Origin of the sequence: Gemmobacter lanyuensis (assembly GCF_014652355.1) — a bacterium.
GTDB lineage: Bacteria > Pseudomonadota > Alphaproteobacteria > Rhodobacterales > Rhodobacteraceae > Gemmobacter > Gemmobacter lanyuensis.
The window spans coordinates 99,294-118,452 of the sequence record NZ_BMYQ01000005.1 but is presented as its reverse complement, the minus strand read 5'-3'; the positions used below and the strand labels follow the sequence as shown (position 1 = coordinate 118,452).

Genomic DNA, 19,159 nt, shown 5'->3' with positions numbered 1-19,159 from the left:
ATGCCCTATGCCTACGATCCGCAGAACATCTTTGCCCGCATTCTGCGCGGCGAAATCCCCAACAAGACGGTGCTGGAAACCGAACATACGCTGGCCTTCCACGATATCGCCCCGCAGGCCCCGCTGCATGTGCTGGTTATTCCGAAGGGCGCCTATGTGAACCACGCGCATTTCGCGCGCGATGCCTCGGCCGAAGAGCTGGTGGATTTCAACCGTGCCGTGGCGCGCATCTGCACTGATCTGGGTCTGGGCGATGATCCGGACAATTTCCGCGTCATCTCGAACGCGGGGGTGCATGGCGGGCAGGAAGTGCCGCATTATCACCTGCATCTGGTGGCAGGGCGCCCGCTGGGACGCATGCTGGAGCGCGACTGACCCCGGTCTAAAGGGCGGCCCGCGCCGCCCGCACGATCACAAGCGCCTCATCCGTGGGGATGACCATCACTGTCGTGCGCGCCAGATCGGACGAGATCACGCGCGCATGGCTGCCATTGCGGTGATGGTCGATCTCGATCCCCATCCAGCCCATCCGTTCACAGGTCCGGGCGCGGATGGTGGCCGAGTTTTCACCGATCCCCCCGCAAAAGACCAGCGCGTCGATCCCGCCCATCGCCGCCGCCATGGCGCCGATTTCGCGCTGCAGGCGGAAGACGAAATAGTCGATGGCCTGCGCGGCCTCGGGTGTGCCTGAGGCCTCGAGTTCGCGCATGTCGTTTGACAGGCCCGACAGGCCCAGAAGCCCCGACTGCTTGTAAAGCAGATCAGCGATCTGGGCGGGGGTCAGCCTTTCCTGCTCCATCAGGTAAAGCACCACGCCGGGATCAAGCTGGCCGCAGCGCGTGCCCATCGGCAGGCCGTCCAGCGCCGAAAACCCCATGGTCGAGGCGACCGACCGCCCGTTCTGGATCGCGCAGGCCGAGGCGCCATTGCCCAGATGCGCCACCACCACCCGGCCATCGTGCAGGTGTGGGGCCGTTTCCGCCAGATGCCCCGCGATATAGTCGTAACTGACCCCGTGAAAGCCATACCGCCGCACGCCCTTGTCATAATAGGCGCGGGGCAGGGCGAAGGTGTCATTGACCCAAGGGTGGTGGCGGTGAAAGGCCGTGTCAAAACAGGCCACCTGCGGAATGCCGGGAAATTCGGCCAGCGCGGCGCGGATGCCGTTCAGGTTATGTGGCTGATGCAGCGGGGCGAAGGGGGCATAGCGCGCCAGTTCCTCCAGCAGCGCATCATCAATGTGGGCGGGGGCGTCCCGGTCGGGGCCGCCATGCACGACGCGGTGGCCCACGGCCACGATCTCTGCCACCGGCAGGTCGATCCGCAGGCTTTCGATCACGCGGCGCATCGCTTCGGCCTGGGTGGTCAGGGGGCCGGGCGCGACGGGCAACGCCACCCCGCCCTCGTCGCGCAGCGTCAGCTTGCCCTCCGCTCCGATCCGGTCGGCCAGGCCGGTCAGCAGCGGCCGGTCACCCGTTTCCGGATAGACCGCGACCTTGAGCGAGGACGACCCCGCATTCAGTGCGAGGATCGCCCGCGTCATGCGCCTTGCCCCCGGAAATGATGGATCGCCGCCACTGCACATGAGGACAGCCGCGACATCGCACTGTCCGACCTGGAATTGAGGATCACCGGCACCCGCGCGCCCAGCACCAGCCCCGCGCTTTCGGCGTGGCTGATATAGGTCAGCTGCTTGGCGAGCATATTGCCTGCATCGATCCCCGGCACCACAAGGATATTGGCCCGTCCAGCCACACCCCCCGCCAGCCCCTTGGTCCGCGCCGCCGCCAGATCGACGGCATTGTCCATGGCCAGCGGCCCATCCACCGCGCCACCGGTGATCTGCCCGCGCTCGGCCATTTTCGACAGCAGCGCCGCGTCAATGGACGACTGGATGGCGGGGTTCACGGTTTCCACCGCCGATAGCACCCCCACCCGCGGCGGCATGTCGAGCGCGCGCGCCAAGTTGATCGCGTTCTGCACGATATCGACCTTGGCGGCCAGATCGGGGGCGATGTTGATCGCGGCATCGGTCACCATGATCGGGTGATCCATCCCCGGCACATCCATCACGAAGACATGGGTAAAGCGCCGTCCGACCCGCAGGCCCCGGTCCTTGTCCAGCATCGGGCGGAGCAGGTCATCCGTGTGCAGATGGCCCTTCATCACTGCCTGGGCCCGCCCCTGATGGACCAGCGCACAGGCCAAGGCCGCGGCCTCATGCCGGGGTGTATCGAGGATCTCGATCCCCGTCAGATCGGCGCCGATCCGGGCCGCGGCGGCGGCAATACCAGCGGCATCGCCAATCAGAATGGGGGTGATCAGCCCTTCACGCTGCGCCAGAAGCGCGCCCTCCAGCGCCTTGTCATCTTCGGGGCAGACCACGGCGGTGGGCAGGGCGGGCAAGATGCGCGCGCGGTCGAGCATCGCCTCGAAATGGCGGTGGCGCTGCACGATCAGGCCCGGAACCTCCTGATCCGTCGCATAGGGGGTGAGGGGGGCCTCGACCTCAACTTCGCCGGTCACGATGGTCTGGCCATCAGCCGGGCGCGTCACCTCGGCCGAAAGGCGCACACGTCCCTCGGCCTTGGCCAGCACGCACACCCGGCAGAGCAGTTCATCCCCCGCCTGCGCGCGGGCGGGATAGTCCAGCCGCTGATGCAACAGGCGTGTTCCGGGGCCGGGCAATTGGGTGCCCAGCACCCCCGAAATCATAGAGGCCACGAACATCCCCGGCGCCGCGCGTTCCCGCTGGCCGTCGCCATCGACATCGGCAATCGGCAGGTGCATCGGGTTGTAATTGCCCGAAGCGGCTGCATAGACAAGCAGGTCGTCCGTGGTAATCAGGCGGCGCAGTTCGGCGGTTTCGCCAAGGGTGATGCTGTCAAAGGGCCGGTTGGAGATATGCATCGGCAGGTCCGGGGGCTGGGGAGCGCTGATCGCAGCATGGCCTGTGGTCGGGGCCGCCGCAAGGGCGGCCCGTCACCCCCGCGTCAATGCGCGGCGGCCCAGTTCGGGCCACGCCCGGCCTCGACCACCAACCGCACCGAAAGCTGCACCGCCGGGTCAGAGGCGGTTTCCATCACCTCTTTCGCGGTGGCGATCAGCCGATCCACATCCGCTTCGGCGACTTCGAACAGCAGTTCGTCATGCACCTGCAACAGCATCCGCGCATCGATACCCGCAATGGCGCCGGGCATGCGGATCATCGCGCGGCGGATCACATCAGCGGCGGTGCCCTGAATTGGGGCGTTGATCGCGGCCCGTTTGGCAAAGCCCGCGCCCGGCCCCTTGGCGCTGATCTCGGGCGTATGGATCTTGCGACCGAACAGCGTTTCGACATGGCCATGCGCTTTGGCGAAGGCCACTGTGTCATCCATATAGGCGCGGATGCCGGGGAAACGTTCGAAATAGCGGTCGATAAAGCCCTGCGCCTCGGCCCGCGGGATGCGCAGGTTGCGTGCCAGGCCAAAGCCCGAAATCCCGTAGATCACGCCAAAGTTGATGGCCTTGGCCTGACGGCGGATATCCGAGGTCATCTGATCCAACGGCACATTGAACATTTCCGACGCAGTCATGGCGTGGATGTCGTGCCCATCGCGGAAGGCTTGTTTCAGCGCGGGAATGTCGGCGATATGTGCCAGAATTCGCAGCTCGATCTGGCTGTAGTCGAGACTGACCATCACCCGGCCGGGCGGCGCGACAAAGGCTTCGCGGATGCGGCGGCCTTCTTCGCTGCGGACGGGGATGTTCTGCAGGTTCGGATCGGTCGAGGCGAGCCGCCCGGTGTTTGCCCCCGCGATGGAATAGGACGTATGCACCCGCCCGGTATCGGGGTTCACATGGTCCTGCAGCGCATCGGTATAGGTCGATTTCAGCTTGGACAGCTGCCGCCAGTCCAGCACGCGGGCGGCAAGTTCGGCCCCCTGCGGGTGGCTGTCTTCCAGCGTGGTGATGTCTTCCAGCACCTCGGCCCCGGTGGCATAGGCCCCGGTCTTGCCCTTTTCGCCACCCGGCACCTGCAGGCGGTCAAAGAGGATTTCGCCCAGCTGCTTGGGGCTGCCCACGTTGAAGGGGCCACCGGCAAGGTCGTGGATTTCGGCCTCGAACCCGGCCATCTTCTGCGCGAAGGCGTTGGACATGCGGCTGAGCGTGTCGCGGTCCACCTTGACCCCGGCCATCTCCATCCGCGCCAGCACCGGCACCAGCGGCCGTTCCAGTGTTTCATAGACGGTTGTCACACGTGCGCGGTGCAGCTGGGGCTTGAACAGCTGCCACAGGCGCAGCGTCACATCGGCATCTTCGGCGGCATATTTCACCGCATCGGCAATGGCCACGCGGTCAAAGGTGATCTGCGACTTGCCGCTGCCCAAAAGCTCTTTGATCGGGATGGGGCGGTGGTTCAGATAGCGTTCCGACAGCTCATCCATGCCATGGCTGTGCAGGCCCGCGAACATCGCATAGCTCATCAGCATGGTGTCATCGATGGGCGCGATCTCGACCCCGTGGCGGGCCATGATCTTCCAGTCGTATTTCATATTCTGCCCGATCTTGAGGATTGCCGGGTCCTCAAGCACGGGTTTCAGCAGGGCGAGCGCCTCGGCCAGCAGCATCTGGCCCTCGACCAGACTGTCGCTGGCAAAGAGGTCGCCGCCGCCCTGACGGTGGCCCAGCGGAATGTAGCAGGCATGGCCCGGGTCCACCGCCAGCGAGATGCCCACCAGATCGGCGCGCATTTCATCAAGGCTGGTGGTTTCGGTGTCAAAGGCCACATGGCCGCGTTCGCGGATGCGGGCGATCCAGCGGGCCAGCTGTTCGGGTTCGGTCACGGCCTCATAGGCGGCATGGTCGAAGGGCAGGGCCTCGGGGGCGGCAACGGCCTCGGCCTGCGCGGCGGGGCTGGGGGTTGCCGTTTCAGGCAGGGGGGCTGCCACCTTCAGACTGTCCGCGACCCGTTTCGTCAGGGTGCGGAATTCCATCACGTTCAGGAAGGTCAGCAGGGTGTCAGGTTCAGGCGCCCGCACCTCAAGGCTTTCCAGCGTGAAGTCCAGCGGGGTGTCGCATTTCAGACTGACGAGCCGGTGCGAGATGCGTATCTGATCGGCGAAGTTGATCAGGGTTTCGCGGCGCTTGGGCTGTTTGATTTCGCCTGCCCGCGCCAGCAGCGTTTCCAGATCGCCATATTCCTGAATCAGCAGCGCCGCCGTCTTGATGCCGATCCCCGGCGCGCCCGGCACGTTATCGACACTGTCCCCCGCCAGCGACTGGACATCGACCACCCGTTCGGGGCCGACGCCGAATTTCTCGAACACCTCGTCGCGGTCGATGGTCTTGTTCTTCATCGCATCGAACATGACCACCCCATCGCCGATGAGCTGCATCAGGTCCTTGTCGCTGCTGATGATGGTGACGCGCCCGCCCGCATCGCGCGCCTGGCACGACAGGGTGGCGATGATGTCATCGGCCTCATAGCCCTCGGTTTCGATGCAGGCGATGTTGAAGGCTCGCGTGGCTTCGCGCGTCAGGGGGAATTGCGGGCGCAGATCCTCGGGCAGTTCCGGGCGGTTGGCCTTGTAATCGGGATAGATCTCATTCCGGAAGGTTTTCGACGAATGGTCGAAGATCACGGCCACATGGGTGGGCGCGTCGGGGCCCTTGTTCCCCTCGATATAGCGGAACAGCATATTGCAGAACCCCGCGACGGCGCCGATGGGCAGGCCATCGGTCTTGCGCGTCAGCGGCGGCAGCGCGTGATAGGCGCGGAAGATGAAGGCCGAGCCATCGATCAGATGCAGGTGGCAGCCCTTGCCGAATGTCATGTCATATCCCTCCGCGCGTGTCGGGCCAGATATGGCACGAAGCGCGGGCGGGTTCCACCATCAGGGTGGGTTTATGACGGCCGCCCCGGTTGCCCCGGCGGGGTCAGGGCGGGCAGCACGGGTTCTTCGGTCAGGTCCAGGGTCGCCCAGTTGCGCGGCGTGCCGGTGGGCGGCAGGTCCTGCGGGGTCAGGTTGCGGGCGATCCAGGCCTTGGCGATGAAGTTGCAGGTGATCGGCGCCGTCAGGAACAGGAACAGCGTGATCAGCAGCTCATGCCAGCTCAGATCCCCGGCCACGATCCCCATCAGCATCGAGGCGACCAGCACCCCGCCCACCCCCAGCGTGCTGGATTTGGTCGGGGCATGCAGCCGCGTCATCAGGTCGGGCAGTTTGACCAGACCATAGCTTCCCACCAGACCGAAGACGCCGCCGATGACCAGAAGGGCCGAAATCAGGATGTCGATGACCATATCCATCACTCGATGATATCCCCGCGGAGAATGAATTTGGCATAGGCGACGGAAGAAACGAAGCCCGTCATGGCAAAGAGCATCGCCGCCTCGAAATAGATGCCGGTGCCGTAATACATGCCATAGAGGACCAGAAGCGCGATCATGTTCACGACCATCGTGTCCAGCGCCAGCACCCGGTCCGGGATCGAGGGCGCAAAAACCACGCGCCACAGGCAGATCAGCAGACCCAGCCCGAAACAGACAAAGGCAAAGCCGAGGGCATAATCGAGGATCATCCGAAAATCCTTTGCAGCCGGGTTTCATAGCGGGCCTTGATGTCGTCGCGCACGGCGTCGGGGTCGGGGGCGTCAAGGCAATGGATCAGCAGTGCCCGCCCGTCGGCCGAAAGATCGGCGGTGACGGTGCCGGGCGTCAGCGTGATTGTCCCCGCCAGCACGGTGATCGCCTCGGGCGTGTCCAGATCCAGCGGAATGGTGATCCAGGCGGGACGCAGCCCGGCCCGGGGCCGGAACAGCACGATCAGCGCCACACTGACATTGGATTTCAGGATGTCCCAGATCACGATCCCCAGATAGCCGACGGCGGCGGGCCAGTTGCGGATGCGCGGTCGGTCGGGCCAGTAGGGCGCTGTCAGCAGGGGCAGGATAACGCCCAGAAAGGCGCCAAAGACAAGGCTGCCCCATTTGAAATCATTGACCAGCATCAGCCAGGTCAAGGTCAGCAGGACGGTCAGCCCGGGATGCGGCAGGATCTTACGGGGCATCGTGCGGCTCCAGCTTGTTGGCGTCGATATAGGCCACCGGATCATGCAGGGCGGCCGCGGTTTCCGCGAGCCAGCCGGTGATCGGCCCTGCGGCCAGCGTCAACCCGATCAGCCCCGCCACCAATGCCCCGGTGGCCACAAAGGCCAGCGGTTGGGGCGCGTGGGGCAGGGGCGTGCCCGGTGCAGTCTTCCAGAACACCGCCGATCCGGCCCGTGCGAGGCCCAAGATCAGCACGAAGGACGACACAAGGATCGCGCCCCAGATCAGCATCTGCCCCGCACCCCGCGTGGCATCAAGGATCAGCAGCTTGCCCAGAAAGCCCGACAACGGCGGCATCCCCGCAACCGCGATGGCCGCCACCATGAACAGCGCCGCAAGCAGGCCGTGCTGCGCCATGGGCGTTTTCGGGCTGACAAGATCGGTCGTGCCGCGCCGCGACAGCACCAGATCGGTAATCAGAAACATGACCGCCGCCGCCAGGGTGGAATGCAGCAGGTAGTAGATCGCCGCCGCCGTCGCCTGCGGGGTGAATTGCGCCACCGCCGTGAACAGCGTTCCCATCGAGGCGATGGCCGCAAAGGCCGCGACGGTTGCAAGGGTGCGCGCCCCCATCACCCCGATCGCCCCCACCGCCAGCGTGACCAGCGCCGCGGGCAACAGCAGATTTGCGAACAGCGCCCCGCTTGCCGGCAGCGTGACCGGGAAGAACAGCGTGAAGCAGCGTATGACGGCATAGGCCCCCACCTTGGTCATCACTGCAAACAAGGCGGATACAGGGCCCGGTGCTTGGGCATAGGTTGCGGGCAGCCAGAAATGCAGTGGCACCAACGCGCCCTTGATCGCAAAGACCATCAGAAGCATCACCCCCGCCAGCCGCATCAGCGCGGCATCGCCCTCGGGCAGCAGCGGCAGCTTGGCGGCCAGATCGGCCATATTCAGCGTGCCCATCACCGAATAGATGGTTGCCAGCCCGAACAGGAACAGCGTCGAACCCACAAGGTTGAAGGCCACATATTGTACCCCGGCCTTGAGCCGCGCCCGCCCGCCGCCGTGGATCATCAAGCCGTAAGAGGCAATCAGCAGCACCTCGAAGAAGACAAACAGGTTGAAGGCATCCCCCGTCAGGAAGGCGCCGCAAAGGCCCATCAGCTGAAACTGCCAGAGCGCGTGGAAATGTCGCCCCCGCGTGTCCCAGCCGGTGCCGATGGCATAAAGCTGCACCGCCAGCGCCAGAAAGGCCGTCAGCGCCACCATCAGCGCCGAAAGCCGGTCCAGCACCAGCACGATGCCGAAGGGCGCGGGCCAGTTGCCAAGGAAATAGGCCTCGGGGCCTTCTGCGCTGGCCCCCAGCAACAGCCAGACCGAAAGCGCGGCCAGAAGGGCCGTGGTCACGGTGGAAAAGACGCGCGCCACCTCGATCGTGTTGCGCAGAACCAGCAGGGTGAAGGCGCCCATGATGGCGGGCAACACCACCGGGACGATGATCCAATGACCCATCATCACTTGGCCCCCCCGTCATCCAGGTCGATGCGGTCGTCGCCCGCCTCGAAAAAGGCGCCGAGCGCCATCATCACCAGCACTGCCGTCATCCCGAAGGAAATGACGATGGCCGTCAACACCAGCGCCTGTGGCATCGGGTCGGTGTAGGCGGCGGCGTCCGGGGACAGGATCGGCGGCAACCCCGCCACGATCCGCCCCGAGGCAAAGATGAAGACGTTGCAGGCATAAGAGATCATCGAAAGCCCGACGATCACCGGAAAGGTGCGCAGCCGCAGGATCAGATAGATCCCCACCGCGGTCATCAGGCCGATGGCCGAAGCGACAAGGATTTCCATGTCAGTGCGTCTCCCGGTCGAATTTGTCCTGCATGTCGTAGGCTTCGGTGTTCACGGTCTGGCCCGCGCGGATCGCGATGCGCGTCAGCGACGACAGGGCCAGCATCACCGCCCCCAGCACCGTGAGGAAAACCCCGAGGTCGAAAAGCGCGGCGGTCGCCAGCTCGAACTTCTCGAGCGGCCAGATTTCGACATAGCCGAAGGTCGAGGTCATGAAGGGCCGCCCCGCGAACCAGGACCCGATGCCCGTGGCCGCCGCGATCAGCACACCTGCGCCGATCAGCCCGTGATAGTCGATCTTCTGGCGCGCCGCGGTCCAGCCAAAGCCCGAAGCCATGTATTGCATCACCAGCGCGATCGACACGACCAGCCCGGCGATGAAGCCGCCGCCCGGCACGTTATGGCCGCGCAGGAAGATGTAGATCCCCACCATCAGCGCAATGGGCAGCATCATCCGCGTGGCCACGACCATCATAAGCGGGTGGCGGTCGCCCGCGTCAGGCGTGTCGTTGCGCCAGTTGCGCAGGCGGTCATTGGCTGGGCCGGGGCGCAGCAGCGCCTCGGTCAGGGCGAAGATCAACGTGGCGGCGATGCCCAGAACGGTGATTTCGCCGAAAGTGTCATAGCCGCGGAAGTCGACAAGGATCACGTTCACCACATTGGTGCCGCCGCCAAGCGCCTTGGAATTGGCCATGTGGTAATCGGCGATGGTCGGGAAGGCGAAGCCGCGCATCATCAGCATATAGGCAAGGCCGCCCACGCCCAGCCCGATCAGCCCGGCCAGTGCCGCATCCCGGCCGCGCCGCAGGTGGCCGCTTTCGCGCGGGGTGGTCTTGGGCAGGAAGTTCAGCGCCAGCAGCATCAGGATCACCGTCGCCACCTCGACCGAGATCTGGGTCAGCGCAAGGTCGGGGGCCGAGAGATAGGCGAAGGCGACCGAGACGATCAACCCGATCACCCCGATCAGCACCAGCGTCAGCAGGCGCTGGTGGTGCAGCACGCCCACCCCGGCCGAAGCGACCATGAGCGCAAGCCACCCCGCCGCCGCAATCGGATCAACCGGGGTCAGTGGCAGCGTTCCGGGCGCATGGCCCCCCGTAAAGAAGGCATAGGCGCCCACGCCCAGCATGGTCGCGCCGCCGATCCACAGGTAACGCCCCATCGCCCCGTCATGCACCGCGCCCGTTAGGGCGGCGGACAGGCGGGCGAAGGGCTCGATCAGCGCGTCGAAGATGCGCTTGCCCTCGGGCCGGGGCATGCGGCGCCAGATCGCATCCAGCGGCCCATGCAGCCCCAGCAGCAGAAGACCCCCGCCCACAGCCCCGATCGACATCCACAGCGCGGGGCTGCCCAGGCCGTGCCAATGCGCGATCTTCACCTGCACAGGTCCACCCGTGACCGCCCCTGCCGCTGCATCGACCAGCCAGGTCGCCATGGTCATGGGCATCAGACCGATCAGCACCACCAGCACCGCCAGCAGGGCAGGGGCCCCCCAAAGCCCGATGCCCGGATCATGCGGATGATGGGGATAGTCGTCCCGCTGGGGGCCGAGGAAGGTCTGTGCCACCAGCCGGAAGGAATAGGCGACCGACAGTGCCGCCCCGATGCAGACCAGCGCCGGAATCATCCAATGCGGCGCATGGGCGGCCTCTTCCAGCATCATCTCTTTCGACAGGAACCCGTTGAAGGGCGGAATGCCCGCCATCGACAGGCCCGTGATCGCGGCGATGGTGAAGGTCAGCGGCATCAGATGCCGCAGCCCGCCCAACCTGCGGATGTCGCGCGTGTGGGTCTCGTGGTCCACGATCCCGGCCGACATGAAGAGTGCCGCCTTGAATGTGGCGTGGTTGACGATGTGGAACATCGCAACCGTTGCCGCAGCCTTGGTGCCAAAGCCCAGCAGCATGGTGATCAGGCCCAGATGCGACACGGTCGAAAAGGCCAGCAGTGCCTTCAGGTCGGTCTGGTAGAAGGCGATCTTGGCCGCCATCACCATCGTGAACAGTCCGGTCAGCGATACGATCCAGAACCATTCGGGCGTGCCGGACAGGACGGGCCACATCCGCGCCATCAGGAAGATGCCCGCCTTCACCATCGTGGCCGAATGCAGATAGGCCGAAACCGGGGTCGGCGCGGCCATCGCATGGGGCAGCCAGAAGTGGAACGGGAACTGCGCCGATTTCGCAAAGGCCCCCAGCAGGATCAGCACCAGCGCGGTCAGATACCAGTCCGAGGCGCGGATCGCATCGCCGGCTTGCAGGATCACACTCAGGTCATAAGACCCCGCGATCTGGCCCAGGATCAGCATCCCCGCGATCATCGCCAGGCCGCCGCCGCCCGTTACCGCCAGCGCCATGCGCGCGCCTTGCCGCCCTTCGGGCAGGTGTTTCCAATAGCCGATCAGCAGGAAGGACGACAGCGAGGTCAGCTCCCAGAACACCAGCAGAAGCAGGATGTTGTCCGACAGCACGATCCCCACCATCGCGCCCTGAAAGAGCATGAGATAGGTATAGAACTGCCCCATCGGGTCGCGGTCCGACAGGTAGAAGCGGGCGTAAAGAATAATCAGCAGGCCGATCCCCAGGATCAGCCCGGCAAACAATAGCCCCAGCCCATCCAGCATGAAGGTGGCGTTCAGCCCCAGCTGCGGCAGCCATTCGAAGCGGGTGGTCAGCACCTCGCCCCGCAGGACGGCGGGGGCATGCAGCCCCAGCCCGATCAGGGCCAGCAGGGTGACAGATCCGGTGACCGTGGCGCAGGCCGTGCGGCTGACGCGGATCAGCAGGCCGGGCAGCAGGGCCCCCAGAAAAGGCAGCGCAGCGATCAGGGCAAGAGACATACCGGGGCGTTTCCAGATCTTTGGGGCCGCGGGCGCGGCCGGTGGCGGACGTTCGGACGTATCAGCCATATGGGGCTGTGTCGTGTGTCGGCCAATACCTTTCGGCCTGTCAAGGCGATGACATCGCGACAGGTTCCTCAAACGGCATTTTTGCAAGCTGTGATAGATCTTTGCCGTGTCCCGCTGTCCCGGTGGGGGTCAGCCTTCGGTCAGGACGGCACCCTGTTCCAGCAAGAAGCGCTGCGACAGGGGAATGGCCGCTGCGCCCAGCGACCGGGCCTCGGCTCCGATGGTGCCCTCGCGGATCAGCGGCGGGTCGATCCCGGCCAGGTCCAGCCGATAGAAGGCGGCATTGACGCGCTCGGCCACGGCGGCGCGGATTTCGGGGGGCATCCAGCCGTCAATCAGCACCGCACCCAGCTCCAGCAGTGCCGAGGCGCTGAGGATTGCCGCCGCGAGCCCTTCGGCCGCGTCATCCATCCAGCGGTCCAGCACCGGCTGGCTGATGGTCCAGGGGCCGGGGCTTTCCCACAGCTGGTCGGATGCCTCGCCCGCCGCATCCATCGCCGCCCCCAGCGCCGAGAGCGATGCCACCGTGATCAGCCGCCGCATCCGCCCGTCGGGCCCCGGCACCAGCATCGGCCCCACGCCTGCCGCGTTGCCCGATCGGCCGGTGAACAGCTGCCCGTTCAGCACCAGCCCGCCACCAATGAAAGTGCCGAAGTAGAAATAGAGGAAATCATTCGGTTTTTCGCCCGTTCCGAACACCAGTTCGGCGCCGCAGGCGGCGGTGGCGTCATTCTGCACGGTGACGGGCATCCCCGCCACCTCGGCAAGTTCGGCCTGAATGTCGCGGGTGCGCCAGGCATCCATCTCGGCCTGTGGGGCGCCGATATACTGCACCCAGCTCCAAAGCTGAAAGGGCATGGCCACACCCATGCCGGCAATGCGGTCGCGTGCGGCGGGGGGCAGGGTCTGGGTCAGGTCGGGCAGCGCAAGCCGCACGAAGGCCAGAACGGTATCCGGGGTGGGGTAGCGATAGACCTTGCGCCGCGTCGCCCGCACCTGTCCGGTGAAATCCACCAGCGTCAGATCCGCCGATCGCCGCCCGATCTTCAGCCCGAGGAAAAAGGCCCCCTCTGCCGCCAGGGACATCGGAACCGAAGGCTGGCCGATCCGCCCGCGCACCGGCTCGCCCCGCAACAGCAGGCCATCCTGTTCCAGCGCGCGCATGATGACCGAAACGGTCTGCGCCGAAAGGCCGGTCATGCGGGCGATATCGGATTTGGCCAATGCCCCATGCTGCCGCACGAGGCTGAGAACGAGGCGTTCGTTGTGCGCGCGCATCCCCGATTGGTTCGACCCGCGGGCCGTGCTGGCGGGCTGCGGCTGCAGATCTGCGCCGGTCCTGTCCTGCGGGATGTCCATCGCGTTGCGCACGTCCTCCTCCTCTCTGTCTCCTCCCTGTCCGCGGCGCCGAGCCATGACCCGATTGTCCGGCCGCTTCAAGGGGTGGCGGCCCGCACTACGCCCTTGCGGAGAATGACATTGCCGAAAAGCGCCCCTTCGCTGGTGGCGACGATGGTATGCGCCGCCCGGATGCGGGGGTAGAGATCCGCCCCTGCAAGCGGCTGCACCTGCACGCCCCGCGCCGCGCCCAGGGCGTCGATCTGGTCATGAAAGGCTGCGCGCTGCGCCGGATCGTTGTTCAGGGCGGCACGAAGGATGGGGGCGGGCACGTCCTCATCCAGCGGCATGACGGTCAGGATCGCGTCGAGCAGCGCCACGATGCCGTGACCATCTGCCCGCACCAGACGGCGGGCATGTTCCTGGGCGGGATAGTTGCCGTCCACAAGGGCGATTTCATCCCCGTGGCCCATGGCCCGCAAGGTGGCCAGCAGTTCGGGGCCTAAAATGGGAGGGATGCCGATCAGCATCTTTTTCCGCTCCTTTTGTAAGATTCGTGCCCGACGCCCGTTTCTGGCGCAGTATTTCGCAAAGTGATGCCTGATTGGGCGAGGTGTCAATACTAAATCAGAGTGATTTATTTATCTTGACGATTTGGTGCGAATCGGGTCATCTGACCCCCGACGCCGGGTTGGGAGCTTGGGCGCCACAGCTTGAACCGGGGGGGCAACGACCCCCTTTTCCTTGGGAGGAATGACAATGAAACTGAAGACCACCGCCCTGCTGGGTGCAGCCGCGCTTGCCCTGATGGCTGGCACCGCATCGGCCGGCGATCTTGTGTGTCTCATCACCAAGAACAACTCGAACCCCTTCTTTGTGAAGATGAAAGAGGGTGCCGAGGCCAAGGCGAAAGAGCTGGGCATGGATTTCCAGGCCTATGCCGGTGAAAAAGATGGCGACGCGGCCCCGCAGATCACCGCCATCGAAAACTGTGTTGCCGCTGGCGCCAAAGGCATCCTGATCACCGCCTCGAATGACTCGGTCGCTCCGGCGCTGAAAGACGCCCGCGCCGCCGGCCTGCTGGTCATCGCGCTGGACACGCCCCTGGGTGATGCCGAAGCGCAGGACATGACCTTTGCCACCGACAACTTCGAAGCTGGCAAGCTGATCGGTGCCTGGGCCAAGGCCCAGCTGGGTGACAAGGCTGCCGAGGCCAAGATCGCCATGCTGGACATCAACAAGGACAACATCTCGGTCGACGTGGCCCGTGATACCGGCTTCCTTGTTGGCTTCGGCATCGAAGTGCCGGATCTGACCGTGATGGGTTCGGAAACCGACCCGCGCGTCATCGGCCACGAATCCTCGGATGCGAACCCCGAGGGCGGTCAGCGCGCGATGGAAACCCTGCTGGCCAAAGACCCGGATATCAACGTGGTCTACACCATCAACGAACCGGCCGCCGAAGGTGCCTTCCAGGCGCTGAAGGCCGCGGGCAAGGAAGCCCTGATCGTTTCGGTCGATGGCGGCTGCCCGGGTGTTGAAAACGTCAAGGCCGGCGTGATCGGCGCGACTTCGCAGCAATATCCGCTGGATATGGCCTCGAAGGGCGTTGAAGCGATCGCCGCTTTCGTCAAGGATGGCACCAAGCCCTCCGCTTCGGAAGGTCTGAACTTCTTCAATACCGGTGTGAACCTTGTCACCGACAAGCCGGTCGAAGGCGTGCCCTCGATCGACTCGGCCAAAGGTCTGGAGCTGTGCTGGGGCTGATCCCGGTCTGACCACCTGAACGCTGGACGGGCGGCCGCGGGGCCGCCCCTCTTCTCCGGCAGCTTCGGCTGCCGTTCCCATTTTCACCGGAACAGGGGGCATCTGCGGCGATGAGCACGGACGACGCACCAACCAAAACGATTTCCGATTACGAAGCAGTGCTGACCAAGGCCGATACCGCCGTGGCAAGCTTTGAAAAGGATGACCAGACGCTGTCGCATCGGATCAGATCCGCCCTGCGGAAGAACCCGACGCTGATCCCGGCGCTGGTGCTGCTGATTTCGATCCTCGCTTTCGGCATCATTGCCGACCGCTTCCTCCAGATCGGTGCGCTTTCGACCATCCTCAAGCAGGTGACGGTCACGGGCTTCGTGGCGCTTGCGCAGACGCTGGTGATCCTGACGGCGGGGATTGACCTGTCGGTGGGCGAGATTCTGGTGCTGTCCTCGCTCATCATGGGCAATCTCGCGGTCTATGCCGGGTTCCCGGTGTGGCTGGCGGTACTGATCGGCATGGCCTTTGGTGCGCTGATGGGGCTGGTGAACGGCGTGCTGGTGGCGCGTCTGAAACTGCCGCCCTTCATCGTGACGCTGGGCACCTTCTCGATCTTCCGGGCGCTGAAGCTTTGGTATTCGCAGTCGGAATCGATCCGTAACGCGGACATCGAGGAAAAAGCCGCGAACCTGCTTTGGTTCGGCAAGGGCTTCAATATCGGCGGTGCCTCGATCCTTTACGGCGGCATCATGCTGATCGTGCTGGCGGCGGTGCTGTGGTATGTTCTGAACCATACCGCATGGGGGCGCCATGTTCATGCCATCGGGGATGACCCGGATGCGGCGATGCTGTCGGGGATCAATGTCAGCCGCACGCTGATTTCGGTCTATGCGGTGGCGGGTCTGATCTGTGGTTTCGCAGCCTGGATCGCCATCGGGCGTGTCGGATCTGTGTCACCGATCAGCTTCGAGACGGTGAACCTGGCATCCATCACAGCCGTGGTGATTGGCGGCACATCGCTCTTTGGCGGGCGTGGGTCGATCGTCGGGTCGGTTCTGGGGGCCTTCATCGTGCAGGTCTTCACCACCGGCCTGTCGTTGGCAGGTGTGGATGACTATTGGCAGATGTTCGCGGCCGGGTGCCTTGTGATCATCGCCGTTGCCTTGGACCAATCGCTGCGGAGGGCTTCGCAATGACCGATGTTCAACCGATCCTGAAGGCCCGCGGCCTGATGAAGCGCTACGGCACCGTGGTTGCCATCAACGGGTCCGACTTCGATCTGATGCCGGGCGAGATTCTGGCCGTGATCGGCGACAACGGTGCGGGCAAGTCCACGCTGATCAAGGCGCTGTCGGGGGCCGTGACCCCCGACCACGGCACGATCGAGCTGGACGGCAAGCCGGTCAATTTCCGCAGCCCGGATGATGCGCGCCACGCGGGCATCGAGACGGTCTATCAGAACCTGGCCATGTCGCCCGCGCTGTCGATCGCGGACAACATGTTCCTTGGCCGCGAGTGGCGCAAGCCGGGCATCATGGGGCAGGTCTTCCGCCAGATGGATCGCCCGCGGATGGAGGCCTTTGCACGGCAGAAATTGTCCGAGCTTGGCCTGATGACCATCCAAGACATCAACCAGGCGGTCGAGACGCTTTCGGGTGGTCAGCGCCAGGGTGTGGCCGTGGCCCGCGCGGCGGCCTTCGGGTCGAAGGTGGTGATCCTTGACGAACCGACGGCGGCGCTGGGCGTCAAGGAAAGCCGCCGGGTTCTGGAGCTGATCCGTGATGTGCGGGCGCGGGGCATCCCGATCATCCTGATCAGCCACAACATGCCCCACGTGTTCGAGGTCGCGGACCGCATCCATATCCACCGTCTGGGGCGCAGGCTCTGCGTCATCCGTCCGCAGGATTACAGCATGTCGGATGCGGTGGCCTTCATGACCGGGGCGAAGCTGCCCGAGGGCGTGACGGAGCCGGTATGACGCCGCAGGCGCTGGCAGAAGACATCCGTCGCCGGGCGACGGCAAAGCAGGGGCGGTTCATCACCGCCCTTGCTGGTGCGCCGGGGGCAGGCAAATCGACGCTCGCCGCGACGCTGGTGGCCGAACTTGGCGCGGGCGCGCGGGTGGTGCCGATGGATGGGTTCCATCTGGACAATCCTGTGCTTGAGGCACGCGGTCTGATCGCCCGGAAGGGCTGCCCCGAGAGTTTCGATGCCAAGGGGTTCGTCCATCTGGTGCAGCGCCTGACGGTCGAGCCCGAGGTGGTGATCCCGATCTTTGACCGCAGCCTTGATCTGGCGCGGGCAGGGGGCGACGTGGTGGGGCCGGAGGATCGGATCCTGATCGTCGAGGGGAATTACCTTTTGCTTGATGCTACCCCATGGGCGGAAGCGCGGGCCTTTTATGACCTGACCATCGCGCTGGATGTGCCCGAGGCCGAACTGGAACGGCGTCTGATCCAGCGCTGGATCGATTTCGACCATACGCCCGAGGCCGCGCGCCTGCGTGCGCTTTCCAACGACATTCCCAATGCGCGGCGCGTGGTCCGCGAGTCGGTGGCCGCAGAGATCGTGGTGCGGTAGGCAGGGGGCGTTCACGCCCCCTCTTGGCCTTTGGCCAATTCACCCCCTGAGGATATTTAGAGACAGAAAATGCCCGCAGCCGGGGCTTGTCTTGGGGCGCGGCGCGTTCCATGAACAGGGAAAAGGGGAGGGCGCCATGGCACCGGAGCTGCGGATTTTGTGGGAAGACGGGGCGGACCGCGATCTGCCCTTGCCCGCTTACGAGACGCCGGGTGCGGCGGGGGCCGACCTGCGGGCCAATCTTCCGCCGGAACTGCGCGCGTCCGGGGTGACACTGGCGCCGATGGAGCGGCGGATCGTGCCGACGGGGCTGCGGGTCGAGATTCCGCAGGGCTATGAGATGCAGATCCGGCCGCGGTCTGGTTTGGCGACCAAGCATGGGATCACCTTGCCCAATACGCCCGGGACCATCGACAGCGATTATCGCGGGCCTTTGGGGGTGGCGCTGATCAATCTGGGGGCCGAGCCCTATACCATCCAGCATGGGGACCGCATCGCCCAGATGATCGTCGCACCGGTGGTTCAGGTGCGCTTTGCCGTGGTGGACCGTCTGGGGGAGACGGAGCGCGGCGAGGGCGGCTTTGGGTCGACGGGGCGGCGCTGATGGGGGTGCTGCTGCTGATCTTTGCGGTGATCTGGGGGATCGGCTGGGCGATGCGGGTGCCGGTGGCGCTGCGGCTTGCGCTGATGGCAGGGTTTTGGGCGGTGGCGGTTTCGGCGCTGTTCGTGCTGCCGGAGGGGGGGATGCGCGCGGCGCTCGGGGGCGATCCGCGGGGTCTGCTGGTCCTTGGCGGCGTTTCGGCGGCGGTGCTGGGCTATGGCGCCTTGCTGCGGCGGTTGCGGCGGCGTGGTGCGCCGGGTGAGGCTGCGCCGGTTGCGGGGACGTTCCGTGAGGCGGAGCTGAACCGCTATGCCCGCCATATCCTGCTGCGCGAGATTGGCGGGCCGGGGCAGAAGCGGTTGAAGGCCGCGCGGGTTTTGGTGATCGGCGCCGGGGGGCTGGGCAGCCCGGCCTGTCTTTACCTTGCGGCGGCGGGGGTTGGCACCATCGGGGTTGTCGATGACGATCTGGTCGACACTTCGAACCTGCAGCGCCAGATCATCCACCGCGATCAGGGGATCGGCATGCCCAAGGTCCATTCCGCGGCCGAGGCGATGCGCGCGCTGAACCCCTTTGTCGAGGTGCGGCCCTATCAGCGGCGGTTGACCGAGGCAGATGCCGCGGCTCTGATGGCGGAGTATGACCTGATCATCGACGGGACGGACAATTTCGACACGCGCTATCTGGTGAACCGGGTCGCGGTGGAGCTGGGCAAGCCGCTGCTGGCGGGGGCCATCACGCAGTGGGAGGGGCAGGTGTCGCTTTATCATCCTGCGGCGGGGGCGCCCTGCTACCAATGCGTCTTTCCGCAGCGTCCCGCGCCGGGCATGGTGCCGACCTGTGCCGAGGCGGGGGTCGCTGCGCCTTTGCCGGGGGTGATCGGGTCGATCCTTGCGATGGAGGCGGTCAAGCATCTGACCGGGGCGGGCCAGACGCTGGCCGGGCGGCTGATGATCCATGATGCGCTTTATGCCGAGACGCGGGTGATTGCCCTGCGCCCCCGGCCGGAATGCCCGGTTTGTGGGGTCACGCATGGTTGACATTTTCACTTGGTTTTTTGTTTGACGAAAATAGTCGGGA

Annotated in this window: 18 protein-coding genes; 7 read left to right on the top strand and 11 right to left on the bottom strand. The window is 65.3% G+C overall.

Annotated features, from left to right (window positions below; genetic code table 11):
* Complete coding sequence (locus tag IE101_RS10190) at positions 1–375, top strand: HIT domain-containing protein (protein WP_189633725.1); 375 nt, start codon at positions 1–3, stop codon at positions 373–375.
* 7 nt (positions 376–382) lie between these two features.
* Here the strand turns inward: IE101_RS10190 and IE101_RS10185 are convergent, their stop codons facing one another.
* The 11 genes from IE101_RS10185 to IE101_RS10135 all read right to left on the bottom strand — a co-directional run bounded on the left by IE101_RS10185 (position 383) and on the right by IE101_RS10135 (position 13,667).
* Positions 383–1,543 (bottom strand): acetate/propionate family kinase, encoded by a 1,161-nt coding sequence (locus tag IE101_RS10185; protein ID WP_189633724.1) that lies wholly within the window; start codon positions 1,541–1,543, stop codon positions 383–385.
* Complete coding sequence (locus IE101_RS10180; RefSeq protein ID WP_189633723.1) at positions 1,540–2,910, bottom strand: bifunctional enoyl-CoA hydratase/phosphate acetyltransferase; 1,371 nt, start codon at positions 2,908–2,910, stop codon at positions 1,540–1,542. The genes IE101_RS10185 and IE101_RS10180 overlap by 4 nt, the downstream gene beginning before the upstream one ends.
* An 83-nt stretch (positions 2,911–2,993) precedes the next feature.
* Complete coding sequence (gene polA / locus IE101_RS10175; RefSeq protein ID WP_189633722.1) at positions 2,994–5,819, bottom strand: DNA polymerase I; 2,826 nt, start codon at positions 5,817–5,819, stop codon at positions 2,994–2,996.
* A gap of 71 nt (positions 5,820–5,890) precedes the next feature.
* On the bottom strand, positions 5,891–6,295 hold the full coding sequence (locus IE101_RS10170) for a Na+/H+ antiporter subunit G (RefSeq protein WP_189633721.1): 405 nt from the start codon (positions 6,293–6,295) through the stop codon (positions 5,891–5,893).
* Positions 6,295–6,564: a K+/H+ antiporter subunit F gene (locus tag IE101_RS10165; protein WP_189633844.1), complete on the bottom strand. Its 270-nt coding sequence runs from the start codon at positions 6,562–6,564 to the stop codon at positions 6,295–6,297. Before IE101_RS10165 ends, IE101_RS10170 begins: the two co-directional genes overlap by 1 nt.
* A complete protein-coding gene (locus tag IE101_RS10160) occupies positions 6,564–7,055 on the bottom strand; it encodes a Na+/H+ antiporter subunit E (RefSeq protein ID WP_189633720.1) in 492 nt (163 codons plus the stop codon). Before IE101_RS10160 ends, IE101_RS10165 begins: the two co-directional genes overlap by 1 nt.
* Entirely contained in the window at positions 7,045–8,553 is a 1,509-nt protein-coding gene (locus IE101_RS10155) for a monovalent cation/H+ antiporter subunit D (RefSeq protein WP_189633843.1), read from the bottom strand. Before IE101_RS10155 ends, IE101_RS10160 begins: the two co-directional genes overlap by 11 nt.
* Positions 8,554–8,555: 2 nt before the next feature.
* Positions 8,556–8,891 (bottom strand): Na+/H+ antiporter subunit C, encoded by a 336-nt coding sequence (locus IE101_RS10150; RefSeq protein WP_189633719.1) that lies wholly within the window; start codon positions 8,889–8,891, stop codon positions 8,556–8,558.
* A 1-nt stretch (position 8,892) separates the two neighbouring features.
* A complete protein-coding gene (locus IE101_RS10145) occupies positions 8,893–11,730 on the bottom strand; it encodes a monovalent cation/H+ antiporter subunit A (protein ID WP_189633718.1) in 2,838 nt (945 codons plus the stop codon).
* 198 nt (positions 11,731–11,928) lie between these two features.
* Positions 11,929–13,158, bottom strand: a complete 1,230-nt coding sequence (locus tag IE101_RS10140) for an ROK family transcriptional regulator (protein ID WP_189633842.1) — start codon at positions 13,156–13,158, stop codon at positions 11,929–11,931.
* 77 nt (positions 13,159–13,235) lie between these two features.
* Positions 13,236–13,667 carry an RbsD/FucU family protein gene (locus IE101_RS10135; protein WP_189633717.1) on the bottom strand — a complete coding sequence of 144 codons (432 nt, stop codon included), beginning with the start codon at positions 13,665–13,667 and terminating at the stop codon, positions 13,236–13,238.
* A 223-nt stretch (positions 13,668–13,890) separates the two neighbouring features.
* On the opposite strand from IE101_RS10135, the gene IE101_RS10130 reads away from it, so the two are divergent.
* From IE101_RS10130 to IE101_RS10105, 6 genes are all read left to right on the top strand, one after another.
* Entirely contained in the window at positions 13,891–14,904 is a 1,014-nt protein-coding gene (locus IE101_RS10130; RefSeq protein ID WP_189633716.1) for a substrate-binding domain-containing protein, read from the top strand.
* 110 nt (positions 14,905–15,014) lie between these two features.
* Positions 15,015–16,094: an ABC transporter permease gene (locus IE101_RS10125; protein ID WP_189633715.1), complete on the top strand. Its 1,080-nt coding sequence runs from the start codon at positions 15,015–15,017 to the stop codon at positions 16,092–16,094.
* Positions 16,091–16,876 (top strand): ATP-binding cassette domain-containing protein, encoded by a 786-nt coding sequence (locus tag IE101_RS10120; RefSeq protein WP_189633714.1) that lies wholly within the window; start codon positions 16,091–16,093, stop codon positions 16,874–16,876. The genes IE101_RS10125 and IE101_RS10120 overlap by 4 nt, the downstream gene beginning before the upstream one ends.
* Positions 16,873–17,478 carry a nucleoside/nucleotide kinase family protein gene (locus tag IE101_RS10115; RefSeq protein ID WP_189633713.1) on the top strand — a complete coding sequence of 202 codons (606 nt, stop codon included), beginning with the start codon at positions 16,873–16,875 and terminating at the stop codon, positions 17,476–17,478. Before IE101_RS10120 ends, IE101_RS10115 begins: the two co-directional genes overlap by 4 nt.
* Before the next feature lie 136 nt (positions 17,479–17,614).
* Positions 17,615–18,082, top strand: coding sequence for a dUTP diphosphatase (dut, locus tag IE101_RS10110; RefSeq protein ID WP_189633712.1), 468 nt, complete (start codon positions 17,615–17,617; stop codon positions 18,080–18,082).
* Positions 18,082–19,119, top strand: a complete 1,038-nt coding sequence (locus tag IE101_RS10105; RefSeq protein WP_189633711.1) for a HesA/MoeB/ThiF family protein — start codon at positions 18,082–18,084, stop codon at positions 19,117–19,119. Before dut ends, IE101_RS10105 begins: the two co-directional genes overlap by 1 nt.
* The last annotated feature ends 40 nt before the right edge of the window (positions 19,120–19,159 follow it).

What these genes read in the sequence shown, in the direction of transcription:
- IE101_RS10190 (WP_189633725.1), top strand. Translation starts at nt 1, where the DNA reads ATGCCCTATGCCTACGATCCGCAGAACATCTTTGCCCGCATTCTGCGC.
- IE101_RS10185 (WP_189633724.1), bottom strand. Translation starts at nt 1,543, where the DNA reads ATGACGCGGGCGATCCTCGCACTGAATGCGGGGTCGTCCTCGCTCAAG.
- IE101_RS10180 (WP_189633723.1), bottom strand. Translation starts at nt 2,910, where the DNA reads ATGCATATCTCCAACCGGCCCTTTGACAGCATCACCCTTGGCGAAACC.
- polA (WP_189633722.1), bottom strand. Translation starts at nt 5,819, where the DNA reads ATGACATTCGGCAAGGGCTGCCACCTGCATCTGATCGATGGCTCGGCC.
- IE101_RS10170 (WP_189633721.1), bottom strand. Translation starts at nt 6,295, where the DNA reads ATGGATATGGTCATCGACATCCTGATTTCGGCCCTTCTGGTCATCGGC.
- IE101_RS10160 (WP_189633720.1), bottom strand. Translation starts at nt 7,055, where the DNA reads ATGCCCCGTAAGATCCTGCCGCATCCCGGGCTGACCGTCCTGCTGACC.
- IE101_RS10155 (WP_189633843.1), bottom strand. Translation starts at nt 8,553, where the DNA reads ATGGGTCATTGGATCATCGTCCCGGTGGTGTTGCCCGCCATCATGGGC.
- IE101_RS10150 (WP_189633719.1), bottom strand. Translation starts at nt 8,891, where the DNA reads ATGGAAATCCTTGTCGCTTCGGCCATCGGCCTGATGACCGCGGTGGGG.
- IE101_RS10145 (WP_189633718.1), bottom strand. Translation starts at nt 11,730, where the DNA reads ATGTCTCTTGCCCTGATCGCTGCGCTGCCTTTTCTGGGGGCCCTGCTG.
- IE101_RS10140 (WP_189633842.1), bottom strand. Translation starts at nt 13,158, where the DNA reads ATGGACATCCCGCAGGACAGGACCGGCGCAGATCTGCAGCCGCAGCCC.
- IE101_RS10135 (WP_189633717.1), bottom strand. Translation starts at nt 13,667, where the DNA reads ATGCTGATCGGCATCCCTCCCATTTTAGGCCCCGAACTGCTGGCCACC.
- IE101_RS10130 (WP_189633716.1), top strand. Translation starts at nt 13,891, where the DNA reads ATGACAATGAAACTGAAGACCACCGCCCTGCTGGGTGCAGCCGCGCTT.
- IE101_RS10125 (WP_189633715.1), top strand. Translation starts at nt 15,015, where the DNA reads ATGAGCACGGACGACGCACCAACCAAAACGATTTCCGATTACGAAGCA.
- IE101_RS10120 (WP_189633714.1), top strand. Translation starts at nt 16,091, where the DNA reads ATGACCGATGTTCAACCGATCCTGAAGGCCCGCGGCCTGATGAAGCGC.
- IE101_RS10115 (WP_189633713.1), top strand. Translation starts at nt 16,873, where the DNA reads ATGACGCCGCAGGCGCTGGCAGAAGACATCCGTCGCCGGGCGACGGCA.
- dut (WP_189633712.1), top strand. Translation starts at nt 17,615, where the DNA reads ATGGCACCGGAGCTGCGGATTTTGTGGGAAGACGGGGCGGACCGCGAT.
- IE101_RS10105 (WP_189633711.1), top strand. Translation starts at nt 18,082, where the DNA reads ATGGGGGTGCTGCTGCTGATCTTTGCGGTGATCTGGGGGATCGGCTGG.